The 20,497-nt window shown below is 72.6% G+C and carries 16 protein-coding genes; 10 read left to right on the top strand and 6 right to left on the bottom strand.

Annotation, left to right across the window (positions count from 1 at the left end):
- Positions 1-19: 19 nt before the first annotated feature.
- A complete protein-coding gene (locus tag FRCN3DRAFT_RS0228465) occupies positions 20-1,750 on the top strand; it encodes a thiamine pyrophosphate-dependent enzyme (RefSeq protein ID WP_158072959.1) in 1,731 nt (576 codons plus the stop codon).
- Positions 1,751-1,799: 49 nt separating this feature from the next.
- On the top strand, positions 1,800-3,296 hold the full coding sequence (locus tag FRCN3DRAFT_RS0228460; protein ID WP_007513946.1) for an aldehyde dehydrogenase family protein: 1,497 nt from the start codon (positions 1,800-1,802) through the stop codon (positions 3,294-3,296).
- Between the two features lie 33 nt (positions 3,297-3,329).
- Here FRCN3DRAFT_RS0228460 and FRCN3DRAFT_RS46790 read toward each other — a convergent pair whose 3' ends face one another.
- Positions 3,330-5,027, bottom strand: a complete 1,698-nt coding sequence (locus tag FRCN3DRAFT_RS46790) for an AMP-binding protein (RefSeq protein WP_007513945.1) — start codon at positions 5,025-5,027, stop codon at positions 3,330-3,332.
- Between the two features lie 183 nt (positions 5,028-5,210).
- On the opposite strand from FRCN3DRAFT_RS46790, the gene FRCN3DRAFT_RS0228450 reads away from it, so the two are divergent.
- On the top strand, positions 5,211-6,464 hold the full coding sequence (locus FRCN3DRAFT_RS0228450; RefSeq protein ID WP_007513944.1) for an amidohydrolase family protein: 1,254 nt from the start codon (positions 5,211-5,213) through the stop codon (positions 6,462-6,464).
- Here the strand turns inward: FRCN3DRAFT_RS0228450 and FRCN3DRAFT_RS0228445 are convergent, their stop codons facing one another.
- Positions 6,465-7,724, bottom strand: coding sequence for a CaiB/BaiF CoA transferase family protein (locus tag FRCN3DRAFT_RS0228445; protein WP_007513942.1), 1,260 nt, complete (start codon positions 7,722-7,724; stop codon positions 6,465-6,467).
- A 148-nt stretch (positions 7,725-7,872) separates the two neighbouring features.
- On the opposite strand from FRCN3DRAFT_RS0228445, the gene FRCN3DRAFT_RS0228440 reads away from it, so the two are divergent.
- Together FRCN3DRAFT_RS0228440 and FRCN3DRAFT_RS0228435 are read left to right on the top strand one after the other, a co-directional pair.
- On the top strand, positions 7,873-8,607 hold the full coding sequence (locus FRCN3DRAFT_RS0228440) for a GntR family transcriptional regulator (RefSeq protein ID WP_007513941.1): 735 nt from the start codon (positions 7,873-7,875) through the stop codon (positions 8,605-8,607).
- A 138-nt stretch (positions 8,608-8,745) separates the two neighbouring features.
- A complete protein-coding gene (locus FRCN3DRAFT_RS0228435) occupies positions 8,746-9,552 on the top strand; it encodes an enoyl-CoA hydratase/isomerase family protein (RefSeq protein WP_007513939.1) in 807 nt (268 codons plus the stop codon).
- A 137-nt stretch (positions 9,553-9,689) separates the two neighbouring features.
- On the opposite strand, the gene FRCN3DRAFT_RS51995 is transcribed toward FRCN3DRAFT_RS0228435, so the two are convergent.
- Positions 9,690-11,177, bottom strand: coding sequence for a toll/interleukin-1 receptor domain-containing protein (locus tag FRCN3DRAFT_RS51995; protein WP_232794180.1), 1,488 nt, complete (start codon positions 11,175-11,177; stop codon positions 9,690-9,692).
- Positions 11,178-11,386: 209 nt separating this feature from the next.
- Here FRCN3DRAFT_RS51995 and FRCN3DRAFT_RS54385 point away from each other — a divergent pair, with 209 nt between their 5' ends.
- Positions 11,387-11,533, top strand: coding sequence for a hypothetical protein (locus FRCN3DRAFT_RS54385; RefSeq protein ID WP_157845271.1), 147 nt, complete (start codon positions 11,387-11,389; stop codon positions 11,531-11,533).
- A gap of 285 nt (positions 11,534-11,818) precedes the next feature.
- On the opposite strand, the gene FRCN3DRAFT_RS0228425 is transcribed toward FRCN3DRAFT_RS54385, so the two are convergent.
- Together FRCN3DRAFT_RS0228425 and FRCN3DRAFT_RS0228420 are read right to left on the bottom strand one after the other, a co-directional pair.
- Positions 11,819-12,496, bottom strand: a complete 678-nt coding sequence (locus FRCN3DRAFT_RS0228425; RefSeq protein WP_007513935.1) for a response regulator transcription factor — start codon at positions 12,494-12,496, stop codon at positions 11,819-11,821.
- The gene (locus FRCN3DRAFT_RS0228420; protein WP_027141022.1) at positions 12,493-13,629 is read right to left on the bottom strand and encodes a sensor histidine kinase; all 1,137 of its coding nucleotides are present in this window, start codon (positions 13,627-13,629) and stop codon (positions 12,493-12,495) included. Before FRCN3DRAFT_RS0228420 ends, FRCN3DRAFT_RS0228425 begins: the two co-directional genes overlap by 4 nt.
- Positions 13,630-13,782: 153 nt before the next feature.
- Here FRCN3DRAFT_RS0228420 and FRCN3DRAFT_RS0228415 point away from each other — a divergent pair, with 153 nt between their 5' ends.
- The 3 genes from FRCN3DRAFT_RS0228415 to FRCN3DRAFT_RS54380 are packed head-to-tail and all read left to right on the top strand — an operon-like array spanning position 13,783 to position 17,299.
- On the top strand, positions 13,783-14,796 hold the full coding sequence (locus tag FRCN3DRAFT_RS0228415) for an ABC transporter ATP-binding protein (protein ID WP_007513931.1): 1,014 nt from the start codon (positions 13,783-13,785) through the stop codon (positions 14,794-14,796).
- Positions 14,793-16,454, top strand: coding sequence for a DUF1349 domain-containing protein (locus tag FRCN3DRAFT_RS0228410; RefSeq protein WP_007513929.1), 1,662 nt, complete (start codon positions 14,793-14,795; stop codon positions 16,452-16,454). Before FRCN3DRAFT_RS0228415 ends, FRCN3DRAFT_RS0228410 begins: the two co-directional genes overlap by 4 nt.
- Entirely contained in the window at positions 16,451-17,299 is an 849-nt protein-coding gene (locus FRCN3DRAFT_RS54380; protein ID WP_007513927.1) for a hypothetical protein, read from the top strand. The genes FRCN3DRAFT_RS0228410 and FRCN3DRAFT_RS54380 overlap by 4 nt, the downstream gene beginning before the upstream one ends.
- Before the next feature lie 120 nt (positions 17,300-17,419).
- Here FRCN3DRAFT_RS54380 and FRCN3DRAFT_RS0228400 read toward each other — a convergent pair whose 3' ends face one another.
- A complete protein-coding gene (locus tag FRCN3DRAFT_RS0228400) occupies positions 17,420-18,877 on the bottom strand; it encodes a DUF4331 domain-containing protein (RefSeq protein WP_007513925.1) in 1,458 nt (485 codons plus the stop codon).
- A 246-nt stretch (positions 18,878-19,123) separates the two neighbouring features.
- On the opposite strand from FRCN3DRAFT_RS0228400, the gene FRCN3DRAFT_RS0228395 reads away from it, so the two are divergent.
- Positions 19,124-20,485 carry a tetratricopeptide repeat protein gene (locus FRCN3DRAFT_RS0228395; RefSeq protein ID WP_035929934.1) on the top strand — a complete coding sequence of 454 codons (1,362 nt, stop codon included), beginning with the start codon at positions 19,124-19,126 and terminating at the stop codon, positions 20,483-20,485.
- The last annotated feature ends 12 nt before the right edge of the window (positions 20,486-20,497 follow it).

Genomic DNA, 20,497 nt, shown 5'->3' with positions numbered 1-20,497 from the left:
TAGATATATGATTCATGAGGTGATCGCTAGAGGCGAGCCCGCCCGGAATCGATCCGCCGGCGCCGCGGCCGCCGCTGGCGGCGGCGACATCGGTACTGGCGGGGCGGTGACGGGCGGCGTGACGGTGACCGACCGGGCGGCGGCGCCCGCGGCGACGATGACCGGCGGCGCGGCGATGGCGGCGCAGCTGCGCGCCGAGGGCGTCGAGGTGATCTTCGGCCTGCCGGGCGACCAGCTGATGGCGGCGCTCGACGCGCTCGTCGACGTCCCCGAGATCCGCTACGTCGTCACCCGGCACGAGCAGGCGACGACCTACATGGCCGACGGCTACGCCCGCACGGCCGGGCGCCCCGGGGTCGCGATGGTGGTCCCGGGCGTCGGCGTCTACAACGCCGCCTCGGGCCTGGCCACCGCCTACGCCTGCTGCTCGCCGGTGCTCCTGCTGGCCGGGCAGATCAACCGGCATGGCATCGGCCGCGGCCTGAGCCTGCTCCACGACGTGCACGACCAGCTCGACATCGTCCGGCCGGTGACGAAGTGGGCCGCCAGGGCGATCGAGGCGGACGCCGTCGCCCCCGCGCTGCACGAGGCGTTCACCCAGCTGCTGGCCGGGGTGCCGCGGCCGGTCGAGGTGGAGATCCCTCCGGAGGCGTTCGCCGAGCCGACCGCCGCGGCGCCGCCGTTGGCGCCGGCCGTCCCCGCGCCCGTCGTCCCGGATCCCGCGGACCTGGAGGCGGCGGCAGCGGTGCTCGCCGCCGCGTCGGCGCCGCTGGTGCTCGCCGGCGGCGGGGTCGTCGGCGCCGGGGCGGCCGAGGAGCTGCGCCGGGTCGCCGAGCTGCTGTCCGCCCCCGTCGTCACGACCCGGGAGGGCAAGGGCGCGATCGACGACCGTCACCCGCTGTCCGTCGGCACGGCCTGGGTGAACCGGCGGCTGCGGCCGGTGCTGGAGTCCGCCGACGTGATCCTCGCCGTGGGCAGCCGCGTCCAGGGGATCAACCCGCGTCCCGGGCAGAAGGTCGTCCACGTGGATGCCGACCCGGCGGCGTTCGGGCGCAACGTGCCGGCCCAGCAGACCATGGCGGTGCCGGGTGACGCCCGGCTCGCGCTCGCCGCGCTCGCCGAGCTGCTCCCGGCCCGGCCGCTGGACCCGGCCCGCGCGGCGGCGGCTGGTGAGGCGCGGCGCGCGGTGCGCGCCCAGCTCGACGCGATCGGGCCGCAGTTCGCGCTGGTCGACGCGCTGCGCGCCGGGATCCCGGCGGACGGCATCCTCGTCGCCGACACGACGACCGTGGCCTACGCCTGCCACCTGGCGTATCCGGTGTACGAGCCGCGGACGTACCTGAGCACCTCCTACATGGGCACACTCGGGTTCGCCTACCCGGCGGCGCTCGGCGCGAAGGTCGCCGCGCCGGACCGGCCCGTCGTCACCGTGGTCGGCGACGGTGGGTTCCTGTTCACGTCCAACGAGCTCGCGACGGCCGTCCAGCACGGCATCCACACCGTCACCGTGGTCTTCGACGACGGCGCGTACGGCAACTCCAACCGCGACCAGCGGGAGAAGTACGCGGGCCGCGAGCTCGGCACCGTGCTGCGCAACCCCGACTGGGTGGCGCTCGCCCGGGCGTTCGGCGCCGAGGGCGTCCAGGTAGACGACGTCGCCGACCTGCCCGCCGTGCTGCGCGCCGCCTGCGCCGCCGACTGCTCGACCGTCATCGCCGTCCCGATGGAGCGCCTGCCGTCCCCGTTCTGACCGGGATCGACGGCACTCCCACCAGAATCGAGCTCTGCTGGAGGCATGGATGCCGGTCGACGTGGACCGTCACGCCGCTCTCGCGAAGGAACTGCTGCCGCCGGGGCGGCTGCTCGTCGGCGACGACCGCCCGGACGGCGACGCCGGGACGTACGCGCACGTCAACCCGGCGACCGGCCGCGAGCAGGCGGCCGTCACCCTCGCCGGGCCCGGCCAGGTCGGCGCCGCCGTCGACGCCGCGAGAGCCGCGGCCGTGCGCTGGCGAGACCTTCGGCCGGACGGGCGGCGCGGCGCGCTGCTGCGGCTCGCGGCCCTGGTGCGCCGAGACGCCGAGCGGATCGGCGGCGTGCTCACCCTGGAGTGCGCCGTCCCGGCGGCGACCGCGGCCGCGCTGCCCCGCCGGGCCGCGGACTACCTGGAGTACTACGCCGGGTACGCGGACAAGCTCGAGGGGCGGGTCATCCCGATCTTCCCGGAGAACGCGTTCGACTACACGCTCACCGAGCCGTACGGCGTCATCGGGATCATCTCGACCTGGAACGGCGGCATCTCGTCGGTCGCCCGCAAGGCGGGCGCGGCGCTGGCCGCCGGGAACACGGTCGTCGTCAAGCCGATGGAGCTGGCGCCGTTCTCGTCCCTGCTGTTCGGTGAGCTGGCGCTGGAGGCCGGCCTGCCCGCCGGCGTCGTCAACGTCGTCCCCGGCGACGAGGTGGCCGGAGCCGCGCTCGTGCGCCACCCGGGCGTCGACAAGATCAGCTTCACCGGTGGGCAGCGGGCCGCCCGCGCGATCCTCACCGACGCCGCCCAGAGCATCAAGCCGGTCGTCCTGGAGCTCGGCGGAAAGTCCGGCAACATCGTCTTTCCCGACGCGGACCTCGCGGCGGCCGGCCGGTTCGCCGGCACGGTGTGCATGGGGATGGCCGGTCAGGGCTGCGTGTTCCCGACCCGGCTCATCGTCCACGAGTCCGTCCACGACCAGGTGGTGGCGACGGCCGTCGTGACCGCGGCCGCCCTGCCCGTCGGCGACCCGCTCGACCCGGCGACCGCCGTCGGGCCGGTTGTCAGCGCCGCCGCGCGCGACCGCATCCTCGGCATGCTCGGGCGGGCGCTCGCCGGGCCGACGCCGGCCGGCGAGCTGCTGCTCGGCGGCGGCCCGGCGGACGCGTCGGCGGACCCGGCGCTGGCCGATGGCTTCTTCCTCGCGCCGACCATTCTCGACCGCGTCGACCCGGCCGCCCAGATCGCCCAGGAGGAGGTCTTCGGGCCGGTCCTGTCGGTGCTGACGTTCCGCGACGAGGACGAGGCGGTCGCGCTCGCCAACGGCACGCCCTACGGCCTCGCCGGCTACGTCCACACCACCGACCTGCGCCGCGCCCACCGGGTCGCGGCCCGGCTCGACGCCGGCTACATCTCGCTGGGTGGCTTCGCCGCGCTGCCCGCCAGCGCCCCGTTCGGCGGCTTCGGTCGCAGCGGGTACGGCAAGGAGGGCGGCCGCGCCGGCCTCGACGAGTTCGTCCGCGCCAAGAACGTCTACCTGCCGATGTAGCCCGTCGTAGCCGTCGAGGCGGCGCCGCCGGGGTCACGCGGGGGAGGTGGCGAGCCGGTCCCAGGCCGTCGGGGGCAGGCCGCGGGCGCGCAGCTCGTGCTTGCGGACCCGGCCGGTCGTCTCGGTGCGGGGCAGGTCGGCGACCACGTCGACGTAGCGCGGCAGCATGAACGCGGGCAGCCGGCCGTCGAGGAACGCCAGCAGACCGGCCGGGTCGAAGCCCTCGGCCGCCGGGTCCGCCAAGTCTGTCGGGTCCGTCGAGTTCGTTGGGCCTGCCGCGTCCGCCGGGCCTGTCGGGATGACGGCGACGAGGACCTCGTCGTCGCCGAGCTCGGTGCGCACGGCCACCGCGGCGCACTCGCGCACCCCGGGGTGCGCCGCCACCGCGGCCTCGACCTCGAACGAGGAGATGTTCTCGCCGCGGCGGCGGATGGTGTCGCGCAGCCGGTCGACGAAGTAGTAGTGGCCGGCCTCGTCGGCGCGGAACGCGTCGCCGGTGTGGAACCAGCCGCCGCGCCAGGCCTCGGCCGTCGCCTCGGGCATCCCGTGGTAGCCGAGGCACAGCGACCACGGCTCCCGGGCACGCACGACGAGCTCGCCCACCCGGCCGGCGGGGACCGGCTCGTCGCGCTCGTCCACGACGCGCGCCTCGAAGTCCGGCCAGCTCGCGCGGCGGGTGCCGGTGTTCTCCCACGGGCCGTGGTCCCAGCCGGTGGCCAGCGGCGCGCCCACCTCCGTCTGGCCGTAGCAGGTCGCCACCCGGACGCCGAAGCGGCGCTCGAAGTCGGCCATCCGCGGGATCATCGGGCCGAGGATGACGCCGCGCACCGGGTTGTCGGCGTCATCCGGGCGGGGCGGCGCGGCGCGCAGCAGCGCGGTCAGCGGGCCGACGAGGGCGAGCGCGACGCAGCCGTGACGGCGCACGTCGTCCCACACCCGCGCGGCGCTGAACTTCTGCCGCGTCACCAGGCAGCCGCCGCGGCCGAGCACGTAGTTGAAGCCGGACCGGCCGGAGTTGTGGAACAGCGCCATGGCCGAGAACAGCGCCTCCCCGGCGGCGAGCGTGTCCTCCGGTACCCAGGACCACATCTGGTAGGTCAGGCCCCAGGGAGTGATCACCGCCTTGGATGGGCCGGTCGTGCCGGACGTGAACAGCAGGCTGCTGACGTCGGACACGGCTGGGCCCTCGAAACCGGCCGCCGATTCGGTGGTGGCGAGCGCCGCGCCGAGGTCGACGACCGCCACAGTGGATGGCAGCGACCCGGCGCTGCCCCGATCGAGACCGGCTGCGTCGTCAGCGAGACCGTCCGCGCCGTCAGCGAGGAGCACGGTGGCGAGCAGCGGCAGCGCCCGTGGGCCCGCGCCCGCGGCTGCCGCGACCCGGGGCAGCATCGCGCTGGTCGTGATCAGGACCGTCGACTCGGACACCGCCAGCGCGTGCCGCAGCATCGGGCCGACGTAGGCGGTGTTGAGCGGGACCTCGACCGCGCGCAGCCACGACAGGCCGAGCATCGCCAGGTGCGGATCGAACCCGTCGGGGAGCATCGTCGCCACGTGGGTGCCCGCGCCGACTCCGAGCCCGCGTAAGCAGGTGGCCCAGCGGTGGCTTTCGGCGAGTAACTCGGCGTAGGTCAGGCGTGCGCCGTCCACGTGGATCAGCGCTGGCGCGTCCGGGGTTCTCGCCGCCCAGGTGGCCAGGGCATGCGGCGCGAGCAGCCGTCGGTCAAGCATGGTCGGCCTTCCTCCATTGCGAGCTCACCACTCTCGCTAATATCATGTATCAAACATACGATCATTGCTCGCGGTCGAGCTCGCGACCAGACCAGGCCTATGGCCTGATCAAGATCGTGGGCTGATCGGGTCGTGGCTGGTCCTGGTCGCCGGCTGGCTGGTCGCGTGCTGGGAGGAGCCCGGATGACCGACGGACGTGACGATCCCGGCGGCGACGGCCGGGGGGCCGCTGCGATCCCGATGATCATCGACGTGGACGCGCACGTCGTCGAGCCGCCGGACCTGTGGACCTCGCGGCTGCCGGCGCGCTACCGGGAGACGGGGCCCCACGTCCGGTACCTCCCGTCCGGGCGCCCGAAGCTCGACGGCGGCAGCTACATCGAGGAGCCGGGCACGGAGGGCCCGCCGGTCGCCTGGTGGTTCTACGAGGACCACCGGTACTCGGTGAAGCGACTGATCGCGGCCGCCGGCTACCCGGCCGACGAGATCAGCCTGGCGGGCGTGACCTTCGACGAGATGCGGCGCGGCTGCTGGGACCCGGCCGCGCGGGTCGCGGACAACGAGCTCAACGGCGTCGAGGCGCAGCTGTGCTACCCGAACTACCCGCGGTTCGCCGGCCAGATCTTCCTGTGGGGCAAGGACCGCGATCTCGCGCTGCTGTCCGTGCGCGCCTACAACGACTGGATGGTGGAGGAGTGGTGCGGCGGCGGCAGTAGCGGTAGTGGAGGCTGCGGCCGGCTGGTGCCGCTGTGCCTGGTGCCGCTGTGGGACGCCGAGCTCGCCGCCGCCGAGGTGCGACGCAACGCGGCCCGTGGCGTGCGGGCGGTCGCGTTCACCGAGCTGCCCACGTACCTGGGCCTGCCGAGCATCCACACCGGCTACTGGGACCCGTTCTTCCGCGCCTGCGCCGAGACCGGCACCGTGCTGTGCATGCACATCGGCTCGGGCACGAAGACGCCGCAGGCCTCACCGGACGCGCCCGACGCCGTCCCGGCGACGATCATCTTCGGCAACTCGGCCGCGAGCCTGACCGACTTCGCCTTCTCCGGCGTCCTCGACCGCCTGCCGGACCTGAAGCTCCTCTACGCGGAGTGCCAGATCGGCTGGATCCCGTACCTGCTGGAGCGGATCGACGACGTCTGGGAGACCCACCGCGGCTGGAGCAACTCCCAGCTGAAGTGCCCCGAACGCCCGTCGACCTACTACTACCGGCAGATCCACGCCTGCTTCTTCAAGGACTCGGTCGGCATCGAGCTGCTCGACCGCGTCGGCGTCGACAACATCCTCTTCGAGACCGACTACCCCCACCAGGACGGCACCTGGCCCCACAGCCGCCAGGCCGCCGCCACCCAGTTCGGCCACCTCGACCCCGCCGACATTCACAAGATCGCCCGCGGTAACGCCATCCGCCTCTTCGACCTGCCGTTGCGGCCGTGATCAGCCGAGGCCGATGACGCCGTCCTCGTGGAGGCTGGCGATGGCGGCGGCGTCGAGGCCCAGGACCTCGGTGAGCAGCTCGGCGGTGTGCTGGCCGAGCGTCGGCGGCGCCGGCTCGGGCTCGTCGGGCACGCGGGAGAGCTTCACCGGGTTGCCGGCCACCAGGACCGGCTGGGCCACCCCGTCCGTCCGGGGGATCTCGACGAGCATGCGCCGCGCGGTGACGTGCGGGTCGGACACCACGTCCTCGGGACCGAAGCAGGGCGCGGCGGTGACGCCGACGGCGGCGAGCTCGCCGGCCGCGGACAACATGGACCGGTCCGCCGCCCAGGACTCCAGCGCCGGGCACAGCACGTCCGCCCAGTGGTCGTGCCAGCCCCAGCGGGTGGCGAAGCGGTCGTCCGTCAGCCACTCCGGGTGCCCCAGCAGCTCGGCGAGGCGCGGGAACTGGTGGTCGCGCAGCAGCTGGACCACGCACCAGCCATCCCGGGCGCGGAAGGAGTTGACCAGGTAGGGGGCGCGGCGCTCCGTGTCCGGCTCAGGGCGGATGCCCAGCGACCAGTAGTTGGCGACGACGTCGCAGATCGCCACCATGGCGTCGAACATGGCCACGTCGACGAGCTGGCCGAGGCCGGTCCGGTCCCGGTGGCGCAGCGCGGCGAGGACGCCGATGACGCCGTACAGGCCCGAGCCGTTGTCGCCGAGGCCACCCACCGGGTTGATCACCGGTGGCTGGTGTGGCCGGCGGGAGTACTCGTAGATCCCCGACATCGCCTCGGCCACCGCGGCGTAGGCCGGCCAGGACGCGTACGGGGAGTCTCCCCGCGCGCCGAAGCCGGTCACCGACAGGTAGATCAGCCGCGGGTCGCGCGCCGCCATCGCCTCGTAGCCGACGCCGAGGCGGTCCGCCCGGCCGGGCCCGAGGTTCTCGGCGACGACGTCGAACGACCCGGCCAGCTCCAGCAGCAGGTCGCGACCCCGCTCGCGCTTGAGGTCGAGCGCGATGGCGCGTTTGCCCAGGTTGTAGCGCAGGAACGTCGCGCCCGCCGGCCGCCCGGCCGGGTCGGTCACGGCCGGCTGCGCCCCGCGGCCCGACTCGCCCGCGAGCGGCTCGACCTTGACGACGTCCGCGCCGAGCCGGGCGAGCAGCAGCGTGGCCGACGGCACCGCCTGCATCTGCTCCAGCGCGAGCACCCGGACGCCGTCGAGCGGTCTGCCGAGGGTGGGCTGGCGGGCCTCGCCGACGTCGTCCAGGCGCATGTCGGGATCTCCGTCGGTCGGGCGGTCGGTGGTGAAGGTGCCCGGTCGGACTGGGCACGACCGGATCAAATATATATGATGCGTTTATGGTCGCCGTCGGGTTCACCGGTCGAGTGCGGCGGGCGGCACGGGTGAGGACGGCGGCGCGATGACACCTTCGACGCGGGACCCCGACGGGATCGCCCTGCCGCCGCCGGACGACGTCGGCGGCCAGCGGACCGTCGCCGAGGAGGCCGTGCTCTACCTGCGCCGGCTCGTCTTCGACGGCGTGCTGCGCCAGGGAGACCGCGTGCCCCAGGACGACATCGCCGCGGCGCTCGGGATCAGCCGGATCCCGGTGCGCGAGGCGCTGCTGACCCTCAAGCACGAGGGCTGGGTGACGGTCCGGCCGCGTCGCGGCACCTTCATCGCCGCCATCGACGAGAGCATCGTCCGCGACCACTACGAGCTGTACGGCCTGCTCTACGGCTTCGCCGCCCGCCGCGCCGCCGCCCGCCAGACGCCCGAGATCATCGCGAGGCTGGTGGACCAGCGCCGGGAGCTGCTCGCCGACCCGCGCCCCTACGCCGTCTGGCGGCACAACCGGCAGTTCCACACCACGATCGTCGAGCTGGCCCGCTCGCCGCGGCTGGCGCCGCTGCTGCGCGCGATGTCGGGGATCATCCCGGGCAACTTCTTCGAGCTCGTGCCCGGATCGATCGACGTCGAGCTGGTAGGCACCGCGGCGATCCTGCGGTGCGTGGAGCGCCAGGACGGCGAGGGCGCGGCCGCCGCCTACGCCGACATGATGGGCCGCCAGGGCGATCTCGTCGTCGAGCTGTTCGAGAGGCGCGGGCTGTTCGGGCACGGCGACGACGCGCCGGCGGTGGCCGCCGCCGGCTGACGGCGCTCCCGCGCCGGACCGCACGGTGCCGTGCCGCACGGTGCCGCGCGGCCAGAGTCACGACCGAGGGTTACGACGACCAGGCGCCAGGGTCCGCCGCCGCGTGGCGCGGGCGGCCGGCGCCGGGATGGGGCTGGGGTGGACAGGTACGGCCTGACGACGATCCGGACCGAGCTGGCGGACGGCGTCCTGCTGGTCACGCTCGCGCGGCCCGAGCGCAGGAACGCCATCAACGACGTCATGCACCGCGAGCTCATCGAGCTGTACGCGCGCATCGCCGCGGACTCCGAGGCGGAGGTCGTCGTGCTGACCGGAGAGGGCCGCGGGTTCTGCGCCGGCGGCGACTTCACCCAGATGGCTGCGAACAACGACGCCGGCTATGACGACGGGTTCTCCCAGCTGTTCGTCGACGCGGTCGCGATGGCCCGCAACATCCTCGCCGTGCGCCAGCCGCTGATCGCCGCCGTGAACGGCGACGCGATCGGCCTCGGCGCGACGCTCGCGCTGTTCTGCGACATCGTCTACATCTCCGAGACGGCGCGGATCGGCGACCCACACGTGCAGGCGGGCCTCGTGGCCGCCGACGGCGGGGTCGTGCTGTGGCCGATGCTGATCGGCGCGAACCGGGCGAAGGAGTACCTGCTCACCGGCGACCTGCTCACCGGCGTCGAGGCGGAGCGCATCGGCCTGGTCAACCACGCCGTGCCGGCCGGCGAGGTCCTGGCGGCGGCGACCGCGACCGCGCGCCGGCTCGCCAAGGGCGCCGCCCTCGCGCTGCGCTTCACCAAGCGGCTGGTCAACAAGGACCTGGAGGACCGCGTCGACCGGATCTACGAGATGGCGCTGGCCATGGAGGCGGTCACCTTCCGCAGCGCGGACCATCTCGAGGCCGTGAAGGCGTTCACCGAGCGCCGTCCGCCCGTCTTCGCCCGCGGCCTGCGCTGACGCGCTCCGCCCGCGACCGCTGCCCGCTGGGTCGACACTGTCTCGACAGGTCCAGTCCGGCGCCCTTGAACGGGTTGCTCCCGTCGTTCCCGTCACAGCCCTGCCCTGTTTACCGCCGTCAGCCTGCGTCGGCTGGATCATTCATTGATTTTCCAACTTCTCACAACACCTACGTCGGATGTTGCGAGAAGGGTGCCATCGGGGCTGAAACTGGTGCACCATACCATATCGTCAGAATCGAAGGTAAACCGAAGAACGGGAGATGCGGGGTTACGAAATTCCCATATCTGAAATCCGTTGTATCCTGAGATTGCCAGCAGAGGTGATCTCGGGGAGGAGGCGACATGGAGAATGTCGCCGACGGTGGATTTTAGAGCACCCACGCTCTGAGGATTTTGACCATGGGACGCCCAGATCTCAAGTTCCTTGCAGTTCGCGATAAAAAGATACCTATCCGAGTCGGCCGAAAAAACAATGTGTGGAACGTCGTCATCCGGCCGGGCTGGGCGGAAGCATCGTGCGCTGTGCACTGAATTATATGCAATATTTGACACATTGATGGCGCCCTCGTGGTCGGCGTAGCAAAATAGCCGGCCACTCGGGGACACGGCCGCGTCGATGTACCTGGCCCTGGATTCTACCTCCGGCGCTTCCGCCAGCTGGAAAATTAGCCTGGGTTTGGAGAGATCTTCTATGTTCCAGAGAGAAGGCCTTTCCCCTGATGCGCCAAGCAGCGTGCCGTCGGCGGAGATCGATATGTTTTGAGCCCACGTCACAGGGATGAAACTGCGCTGCACCCTCGGAGCTCCAACGCCCTCAAAGTCGATCAGGCAGACATCGTTTTCTTCACTGTTGGCGACAAATTTTTGCGTACCGGCAATCGCGACAATATCGGACGTGTAGTCGAAGGAGGGTATCTGAACTCCGGTCTTCTCCAGCCATGCGACTTTGTCTTTTCGGTAACCCCTCACCCATGATGCGAACGTGCCATCGCGGTAGCCGGCAACTAGCCGCCGACCGTCGGATGTGAATCCAATGGTGTGGACCTGGTTCGCGGATACTGATCCTGCGGCAGCGAGGATGCTCGTATTCTCACTGCTTTCATGGGAACTTGAGAGCCCCGGGAATATCGGCGGATCGCTAGGCTTCGCCCGACCGGTTCGAATCGCGCGAAGTTTGGTAATAAGTGTACTTCGAGCACTTTCTTCGGTAAGTCCGCACAGGTCAAGGTGAACGACCTGTCCTAGTACGCCGGGGAGATCGCACCGATCTATCCGAATTGGAACAAGTTTGCGATTGAACCCGGCGGGATCCTTGCTGAAGGCCGCCTGCCACTCGACGCGCCCGTAGGCCGACGCAAGGTAGTTCCTCGACACAACGGCAATAGTTCTATCCGACTTTGCCATTGCCTCTTGCATCGCCGTGGCCCAGTGACTGCCGGGAACTACATCCCATGCTTGAAGTAGGACGCTGTTGTCGGTCGACTCAATATTCCAGGCGATCCACTCGGCCCACGCCAGATCCTCTTTTGTATACGAGACAAAATAGTCCCACCGTGTTTCTGTGGAGTTTGCTGAGGTTAGATCCACTGGTCCAACCTGGTCGGGCTCTCTCGTGTCTTCCAACAGTCTGTTCCCCGGGCTCCCCTGGCACGAATGGACGCAATACTAGCTCCATCGAATCGGGGTCTGCGACGCGCCGGCGAGCACAGCGTGCCGGCGCCGCGCAGCCGGCACGCGGCGCGGCGAAGCCACCTGATCTCAGAACGAGATTTTCGGCAACGTGCGGGCCTCGGGTGGCGGCGGACCTTCTACCGGTTGGTGAAGGTGGCAGCGTGGCGGGTGGTCCAGCGGCAGGTGTGGCGTTCGCGGCGGAGTTCGAGCAGGCTCACGCTGGCTACCGGGACCTCGATGGACGGGAGCTGGAGAAGGTCGGTCAACCTGCGGATGACCTCGGTGGCGGCGGGGTGGCATTGCCGTAGGTGACGCTGACGTGGGGCTTGAAGCGGGCTGGCTCGGCGGGAACCTGGTCGGCGCCGAGCTCGGCGGCGATCGTTTCGCGTAGCCCGCGCGCGGACCTCGGCCACCGGGCGCCATCCGGGGCACCACCACTAGTGGTCTGCCATCCGACCCGTGCGTCCAGTGGGTCTGGGCGGAGGAGACGACGGAGCCTCCCGCGCAGACCTGTCCGGGCCGGCGAAGGCCCGGCATCGCAGCTGATCACGAGCCGGCACGATCCGGCGATGACCGCCGTGTGGTCGCTGTCGTCAGTCACCGGCCCCGTCCCCGGCGGCGATCCGGTAGCCGACGCGGGGGGTGGTGGTGATGACCGGGGGGTCGCCGAGCTTGCGGCGCAGGCGGCCGATCGTGACGAGGACGGTGTTGGTGAACGGGTCGGCGTGCTCGTCCCAGACCTGTTCGAGGAGGTCCTCGGCGCTCAGATACGCGGGGCTGGCCCGTAGCAGCGCCTCCAGGACCGCGAACTCCTTGACGGACAGGTCGAGGGGGCGGCCGTCGCGGGTGACGGTCCGGCGGATCGTGTCGAGCTCGAGGCCGGCGGCTCGCAGCGTCGCCGGCTGGACGGTGGGCCGGCGGCGCGCGAGCGCGCGGATGCGCAGCACCAGCTCGGGGAAGTGGAACGGCTTGGTGAGGTAGTCGTCGGCACCGATCGACAGGCCGCTGACCCGGTCGACGGGCGAGTCCGCGGCGGTGAGCATCAGCACCATCGCCCGCTCGGCGCGTTGCAGGATCAGCTGGCAGAGGGTGTCACCGTGGATGCCGGGCAGGTCCCGGTCGAGGACGACCACGTCGTAGCTGGTGGCGGCGAGCTTGGCGGCGGCCTCCAGGCCGTCGTGCGCGACGTCGGCGGCGATCGCCTGGTCGCGCAGCCCTTCGACGAGCACGGCGGCGAGCCGGCGCGCGTCCTCGACGACCAGGACCCTCACGCCGCGGCCGCCGGGCCTGGCGCGGCCACCCGCGGCAGCGCGACGATGACCAGCAGGCCGCCGTCGCCCCGGGCACGCAGCTCGAGCGTGCCGCCGTGCGCCGCCGTGATCGCGGCGACGATCGACAGGCCGAGCCCGGCGCCGGCGGCGTCCGAACCGGTCCGTTCGACGCCGAGCCGGCGGAACGGCTGGGCCAGCTCGGCTACCTGCGCCTGGTCCAGCACGTCGCCGCCGTTCTCGACGACCAGCCGGGCAGTCGTGCCGGACACGGCGGTGGTGACGCCGATCCAGCCTCCGTCATGGTTGTGCCGGATCGCGTTGTCGAGCAGGTTGTCGATCATTCGGCACAGCAGCGGCTGGCTGGCGACGACCCAGGCGTCGTCGAGGCTGTGGACGCGATGCAGCACCAGGCCGGCGCCGCCAATCGCGTCGGCGCGCGGGGCGAGTCGCGCCGAGACGGCCGCGTCGAGGGAGACGGTCGCCCGGTCGGGCAGCTCCCCGTGCTGGCCGCGGGCGAGCGCGAGCAGCCCGTCGAGCAGCTCGTCGACCCGGTCGAGCTCGACGCGTACCCGGTCGGCGAGCAGGAGCGTCTCGGCTGGGACCGGGCCCGGTTTGGCCGCGGCGACGTCGACGAGCGCGCGGACGGTCGCCAGCGGGGTGCGCAGCTCGTGAGAGGCGTTGGCCACGAAGCGGCGCTGCGCGGTGAACGCGCCGTCAAGGCGTTCCAGCAGGGCGTCGATGGTGTCGGAGAGGTCCTTGAGCTCGCCATCTGGGCGGGTCATGGCGAGCCGCTCGTGCAGGCTGTCGGCGGAGATCCGCCGGGTGGCCGCCGTGATCACCCGCAGCGGGCGCAGCACCCGACCGGCGGCGACCCAGCCGACCACGAGCGACGCGACCGCCATCACCGCCAGGGCGACAGCCGACCCGAGCAGGTAGCCGTGGGAAACGGCCTGGGTGGCAGCCTCCTGTGTCGGCGGGACGGATCTGTCAGGGGAGATCGACACGGCGACCGTGGCCGACGACGAGGAACCGACGCCGTTGGTGATCGCCAGCAGCACGATCGCCGAGACCACGAACAGCCCGCTGTACAGCGCCGTCAGCCGCAGCCGCACGGTGCGGCGTACCCGGATCATCGTCGCCTCCTGCGCCGCCTGCGGCCCCGACCGCCCACGATGGCCGACCGGCCCTAACAGCGAGATAACGGTCGCCGTTCGGCCCATGTCAGTGCCCGCTCCATAGAACCCCGTCATGCCACCGACGGCATACGGCATGGGAGGGCTACTCGGATGGGAACAAGCATTGAGGTCGACAGCCTGCGTAAACGGTTCGGGTCGACGACAGCGTTGGACGGGATGACGTTCACGGTGTCGCCCGGCCGGGTCACCGGGTTCGTCGGCCCCAACGGGGCCGGCAAGTCCACGACGATGCGGGTGATCGTCGGCCTGGACGCACCCGACGCCGGCACCGCGCTGGTCGGCGGCCGGCGGTACGCGACCCTGCCGCGCCCGCTGAGCCACGTCGGGTCGCTGCTGGACGCCGCGGCGCCGCAGCCGGGGCGCAGCGCCCGCAACCACCTGCTCTGGCTGGCCCACTCGCAGGGCCTCACCGGTCGCCGCGTCGACGAGGTGCTCGACCTCGTCGGCCTCGCCAGCGCGGCGCGGCGCAAGGCCGGGGGCTACTCGCTGGGGATGCGCCAGCGGCTCGGGATCGCCGCGGCGCTGCTCGGCGACCCGCCGGTGCTGATGTTCGACGAGCCGTTCAACGGGATGGATCCCGAGGGGATCGTGTGGATGCGCGGCTTCCTGCGGGGGCTCGCGGCCGACGGCCGGACCGTGCTGGTCTCCAGCCATCTGATGGGCGAGCTGCAGGACACCGCCGACCACCTGCTCATCGTCGGGCGCGGCCGGCTGATCGCGGACACGTCCACGGCGGCGCTGCTCGCGGCCGCGGCCGGAAACAGGGTCCGGCTGCGCACGAGCGCCCCGCCGGCGGCGGCGGTGGCGCTCGAACGCGCGGGCGCGTCGGTGATGCCCACGGGCGCGGAGACGCTGACCATCGCCGGTCTTCGGGCCGCCGAGGTCGTCGCGGCGCTGAGCGCGGCCGGTGTCCCGTTCGCCGAGGTCGCCGCCGAGCAGGCCAGCCTCGAACGGGCCTACCTGGACCTCACCCGCGAGTCCGTCGAGTACGCCGCGCGGCCCGCGTCCCCAACGCCCGTCGTCCCAACGTCCGTCGTCCCAACGTCCGCAGTCCCGACGCCGGCCGTCCCGGCGGACGCGACGGAAAGGGACCTGACCCGATGACCGACACGCTGTCGCCGCCCGTCGCCACGCCGGCCAGGCCGCATGGGCGGTCCACGTTCGGCTGGCTACTGCGGGCCGAATGGACCAAGTTCCGAACGCTGCGCGGCTGGGTCCTCGCCCTCCTGATCGGCGCCGCGCTCATCGACGTGATCGGGCTGTTCGCCGTCCACAGCACGATCTCCTGCGAACAGGGATCCGGCCGGGACTGCTACCAGCCGCTGCCCACCGGGCCGGGCGGCCAGGCGGTCACCGACTCCTTCTACTTCGTGCGCCAGCCGCTCGCCGGAGACGGCGGGATCACCGTCCGGATGACCGCACTGACCGGCCAGTACTCGGCGCCTCCCACCGCCCCGGCGAGCCCGGGGCAGCAGGCCGACGAGGTCGACGCGACCCAGCCCTGGTCCAAGGCCGGCATCATCATCAAGGCGAGCACGACCCCCGGGTCGGCCTACGCCGCGATGACGGCCACCGGCGGCCACGGCACCCGGATGCAGTGGAACTACACCCACGACGCCGCCGGCCTGCCCGGCGAGGTCGCCGCCGCGTCACCGCACTGGCTGCGGCTCACCCGCACCGGCGACACGGTCACCGGCTACGACTCGGCCGACGGCGTCACCTGGACCAAGGTGGCCACCGCCCACCTGGCCGGCCTGCCGGCGACGGTCCAGGTCGGGCTGTTCGCCACCTCACCCGGCGTCCTGGTCGTCACCGAGTCCTTCGGCGGTTCGTCCGCGATCGGCACCTCGAGCACGGCGACCGGCACGTTCGACCACGTCTCCCTGTCCGGCGCGACGCCAGGCACGGACTGGACCGGCCAGGCCATCGCCGGCGACCGCGACGGCGCTGGGACTGGCGACGGCGCTGGGGCCGGCATCGGCGCCGGCACACCGAGGGCGGGGCCGGGCGGCGATCAGCGGGGCTCCTACGAGCGGGCCGGCGACCAGATCACGGTCACCGGGGCCGGCGACATCGCGCCGGCGGTGCCCGGCATGAGCAGCAGCCCCGCCCCGACCGCGGCGGTCGAGGACCATCTCGCGGGCGTCTTCCTCGGGCTGATCACGCTGGTCGTCGTCGCCGCGATGTTCGCGACCGCCGAGTACCGGCGCGGCCTGGTCCGCGTCACCCTGGCCGCGATGCCGAACCGGGGCCGGGTGCTGGCCGCGAAGGCGGTCGTGATCGGCGCGGCCACGTTCGCCGCCGCGCTGGTGGCGGTCGCCATCGCGGTCCTGATGGGCACGCGGATCTCCCGCGACGAGGGGTCGTACGTGCTGCCCGTCAGCGGACCGACCGAGGTACGGGTGATCGTCGGGACCGCGCTGCTCGTCGCCGTCTGCGCGGTCCTCGCCCTCGCCGTCGGGGTGATCCTGCGGCGCGGCGCCGGCGCGGTCGCCGCCGTCGTCGTCGGGATCGTGCTGCCCTACCTGCTGGGCGTGGTACCCGCGCTGCCCGTCGAGGCCCGCGAATGGGTTCTGCGGGTCACCCCGGCCGCCGGCTTCGCGATCGAGCAGAGCATCCCGCGCTATGCCCAGGTCACGGCCGAGTACTCGCCGCCGGCCTATTTCCCGCTCTCGCCGTGGGCCGGCTTCGCCGTTCTGTGTGGCTACGCCGTGGCCGCGTTGGCCGTCGCGTACGTCCTGCTGCGCCGGCGCGACGCATGACGGCGACGGCACCGGTCCTGACGGCTCAGGACCAGCGGCCATCGCCGCGAGATGCCTGGCTCACCGGCCGGCGCGCGTTGCGCGCGGAGTGGACCAAGCAGCGGACCGTAGCCGGGCCCGGCTGGTTGCTCGTCGCCGCCGCCGTGCTGACCATCGCGGTCAGCGTGGCGGCGGCGGCCGCCACCCACTGCAGGCCGGGCGGCGAATGCCCCGTCGACACCGCGAAGCTGAGCCTCACGGGTGTCCAGCTCGGCCAGGCGGTGGTCGCCGTCCTCGCCACGACGGCCGTCGGTGCCGAGTACGGCACCGGCCTGATCCGGGTGACCCTGACGGCGGTTCCCGGCCGGCTGACGCTGCTGGCCGCGAAGGCCGTCACGGTCACGGTCCCGGTCCTGGTCGCCGCGACCGCGGGGGTCCTCGGCTCGGTGCTGGCCGGCGGGCTGCTGCTGCCCGGCCATGGCCTGGGCCCGTCGCACGGTTTCACGGCGCTGACCCTGACGGACGGGTCGGTCCTGCGAGCCGCTGGCGGATCGATCCTCTACCTGGAGCTGGTTGCGCTGCTGGCTCTGGGTGTCGCAGCGGCCGTCCGGGACTCCGCCGTCGCGATCGGCGTCGTCCTCGGCCTGCTGTACCTGTTCCCGATCATCGCGGCGGCCACCGCCAACCCCCACTGGCAACGCCGTATCGAGCAGCTCAGCCCCATGACCGCCGGCCTGGAGATCCAGGCCACCACAAACCTGAGTGCCCTGCCCATCGCGCCGTGGTCCGGCCTGGGAGTGCTCGCTGCCTGGGCCGCCGCGGCCCTCCTCACCGGCGCGCTGCTCCTCCGTTTCCGCGACGCGTGACGAACGACGAACGACGACCAGGTCACACCTTCGGTCCATGACCGGAACGAGGGCCGCGACGCTGTGGCGTCGCGGCCCTGTCCGGTGTCGCGATGAGGCCCGCGGTGGCTCAGCCGCGGGTCAGCGGGAGCCGGGAGTGGGCAGGGCGACGTAGGGGAACGCGGCGGCGAAGGGCACGTTGTTGGCGTTCACCGCGTCGCCGAGAGCCTTGGCCGCCGCCGGCGGGTTCGGCAGCAGGACGCCCTGGACGGCCTGCAGCTCGATGTCGACGACGTCGTCGGTCAGCCGCCGCCCGTTCGGGAACCCGGCGGTGTCACCGCCGACCACGCCAAGCCGATGCGGGTGCGCCGTCGGCGGGACCGACATGTTCAGCCGCAGCGCCTCATAGGGGACGATCCTGCTTGGGGTGGCGTCCTTGTTCAGCGTGTGCGCGTTCAGGTCGACGCCGAGGTTCGCCTTGCTCACCCCGGTCAGGAAGGCCGCGACCAGGTCATTGCGCGGCTCCTTCGGCGCGGGGACGTGGTAGATGGCCTCGATCAGCTTGGGTAGCTCCGGGTTGGTGACGTAGCGCAGGAACTGTGCGTCGCGGTCCGGGTTGGAGTTGTTGAACCGGTCCTTCTGCCCGACCGGGACGACCACCTCGTTGACGAGCGGCGAGCCGAGCCGGGACACCTGCGACCAGCCGCCACCGCTCGCCGGCTGGCCGTTCCCGCCTGTGCCGGGCAGGACGCGCAGGCTGCGCCGGTCGGTGGTGCTCCAGGCCCCGATCACCGGGTTTCGGGCCGGGTCACCCTTCAGCGCCAGGTCCTTCTTCGGCACCTGCAGCACGATCGAGTTCACGTTGTATCCGGCGAGGGTGTCCTTCCCGATCTCCGTCGCGTTACCGCCGTAGAGCAGGTCGAACACCCGCAGGTCCAGGAAGAACGGGTCGTCGGCCTGGCCAGCGAAGGTCTTCAGGCCGCCGGGCAGGGTGCGTACCGCGTCGGACCGCAGCTTCGCGTAGTCCGGCATCGAGGCGACACCGACGTTCGACGGCGCCACTGGCACGTTGTCGGCCAGCACCGTGGTCTTCCCGCCTCGGACCAGCTCCAGCTTGTACGTCTGGGTGAAGTTCAGGTCCGGATCGTTCAACGCCGTGACCGAGCCGGTGTTGTACAGGAACGTGTTCGGGTTCTTGTAGTGGGACGTGAACGTCCACCGGTAGGTCGAGTCCGCCTTCGCGTCGCCGTCCGCGTCGACGTGCAGGTTGTAACGGGCGTCGGTCGCGAACGGGAAGAAGTTCGGGCCGCCGGCCGGCTCGGAGAACGGTGACCAGTTGGCCACCAGGGTCACCGTGTCCGGCGCGTCCGGGCTCACGAACGCATAGGTGTCCGTGTTGTCCACGGTCGGGTCGGCGGCGATCAGCGGCGCCTCCCGGTGGCTGGACGCCTGGCCGGCGAGCGGGGTCGCGACGACGGCGGACGCCACGCCCAGGGCGAGCGCGGCGACACCCGCCAGGCGGCGCCGCGGGTCGCGCCGCGGGCGAGAACGGGGGCGTGGATCGGGGGAAACATCGCGGTCGGTTGCCTGTCGGTTCACGGATCACCTCGAAGGGTCGCCGGGCCGGCTCTTCGCCGGCCTCGCAAGGGCTGTTCGAGGCCGGTCATGGCGCGGATGGGTGCGCGTCGGTGGATGCGCCGTGTCGCGTGGCTGACACGTCAGGTGACCGGTCCACGACCGGCTCGGCGCCGAAGAAGCAATCGGCAGACCGTCGGCAACCGTCGGCTGGCCGGCCGGGCCAACTCGCGCCCGACGGCCACCGTCGCGGACGTCAAGGGGCGAACGATGAGACGACGAGCAGGCCGCGCCGCAGTCGGCGCCGCGCTCACCGTGGCCGTGCTGGCCGGGGCGGCAACCGCCGCGGTGCTGGTGGGCTGGGGCCCGACCGGCGGCGATGGCCGGCGGGCGGCAGGGGACAGCGCCGCCGCCAGCGGGCGAAGCGCCGATCCGGCGGCCCAGGTCGGCCGTCAGATCGACGCGCTGACCGCGCGGCTGCGCACCCTGCCCGGAGACTGGCCGGGCTGGGCGGCGCTCGGCGCCGCCTACGTGGAGCAGGCGAGGGTCACCGGGGACCCGACCTCCTACCCGCGGGCCGAGAACGCCTTCGCCCAGTCGTTGCGGGTCCACCCCGGCGGCAACGACCTCGCGCTCGCCGGACAGGCATCGCTGGCCGCCGCCCGGCACGACTTCCCGGCGGCGCTGCGCCTCGCCGACGCCGCGATCGCCGTCAACGAGTTCAGCGCACCCGCCCAGGGCGTGCGCGCCGACGCGCTCGTCGAGCTGGGCCGCTACCCCGAGGCCTGGCAGGCGGTGCAGCGGATGGTCGACCTACGCCCGGACGTGTCGTCGCTGGCCAGGGCGTCCTATGCCTTCGAGCTGCGCGGCGAGGTCGAACCCGCCAGGCAGACGCTGCGGCGGTTGCTGGTCGACGCCACCTCGCCGGCCGACGCCGCCTTCGCCTGGCTGCACCTTGGCGAGCTCGCCCGCGACACCGGTGATCTGGCCGGCGCCGATGACGCCTACCGCCGAGGCCTCGCCGCCGACCCGGTGTCGGCCCCGCTGCTCGCCGGCCGGGCGCGCGTCGCCGCCGCCCGCGGGCAGACCGACGCGGCGTTGGCCGACTACCGGGCGGCCGTCGGCCGCTCGCCGCAGCCGGCGCTCGTCATCGAGTACGGCGAACTGCTCGAGTCGCTGGGCCGGCTGCCCGAGGCCCAGGAGCAGTACACGCTCGCCCGGGCGACCGCGGCCCTGTTCCGCGCGCAGGGCGTCGACGTCGACGTGGAGCTCGCGTTGTTCGAGGCCGACCACGGCGACCCGGCGGCGGCGCTGGCCGCGCTCACTCCCGCCCAGCCGCGCCGCGCCGGCGTGTTCGTCGACGACGCCCACGCCTGGGCTCTGCACCGGCTCGGCCGCGACGGCGAAGCGCTCGGCTATGCGCGCTCCGCCGTCGCGCTCGGCACGCCACGAGCGCTGTTCCGCTACCACGTCGGCGTCATCGAGGCGGCCCTCGGCCAGCGTGACGCCGCCGTCGTCGACCTGCGGGCCGCGCTCGACCTCGACCCGCACTTCTCCCCGCTGCAGGCGCCGCGGGCCACCGCGCTGCTGGCCTCGCTCGACGACCCGCGCCCGACGGGCGGCGACCGATGACCGCCCGCCGGT

The sequence above is a fragment of the Pseudofrankia saprophytica genome (genome assembly GCF_000235425.2).
GTDB classification, from domain to species: Bacteria; Actinomycetota; Actinomycetes; order Frankiales; family Frankiaceae; genus Pseudofrankia; species Pseudofrankia saprophytica.
This window is presented reverse-complemented; position numbering and strand designations above follow the sequence as displayed.

Coding starts and splice junctions, on each gene's coding strand:
- FRCN3DRAFT_RS0228460 (WP_007513946.1), top strand. CDS start 1,800: ATGCCGGTCGACGTGGACCGTCACGCCGCTCTCGCGAAGGAACTGCTG.
- FRCN3DRAFT_RS0228415 (WP_007513931.1), top strand. CDS start 13,783: ATGGGAACAAGCATTGAGGTCGACAGCCTGCGTAAACGGTTCGGGTCG.
- FRCN3DRAFT_RS0228445 (WP_007513942.1), bottom strand. CDS start 7,724: ATGCGCCTGGACGACGTCGGCGAGGCCCGCCAGCCCACCCTCGGCAGA.
- FRCN3DRAFT_RS0228395 (WP_035929934.1), top strand. CDS start 19,124: ATGAGACGACGAGCAGGCCGCGCCGCAGTCGGCGCCGCGCTCACCGTG.
- FRCN3DRAFT_RS46790 (WP_007513945.1), bottom strand. CDS start 5,027: ATGCTTGACCGACGGCTGCTCGCGCCGCATGCCCTGGCCACCTGGGCG.
- FRCN3DRAFT_RS0228410 (WP_007513929.1), top strand. CDS start 14,793: ATGACCGACACGCTGTCGCCGCCCGTCGCCACGCCGGCCAGGCCGCAT.
- FRCN3DRAFT_RS54380 (WP_007513927.1), top strand. CDS start 16,451: ATGACGGCGACGGCACCGGTCCTGACGGCTCAGGACCAGCGGCCATCG.
- FRCN3DRAFT_RS0228450 (WP_007513944.1), top strand. CDS start 5,211: ATGACCGACGGACGTGACGATCCCGGCGGCGACGGCCGGGGGGCCGCT.
- FRCN3DRAFT_RS0228440 (WP_007513941.1), top strand. CDS start 7,873: ATGACACCTTCGACGCGGGACCCCGACGGGATCGCCCTGCCGCCGCCG.
- FRCN3DRAFT_RS0228420 (WP_027141022.1), bottom strand. CDS start 13,629: ATGATCCGGGTACGCCGCACCGTGCGGCTGCGGCTGACGGCGCTGTAC.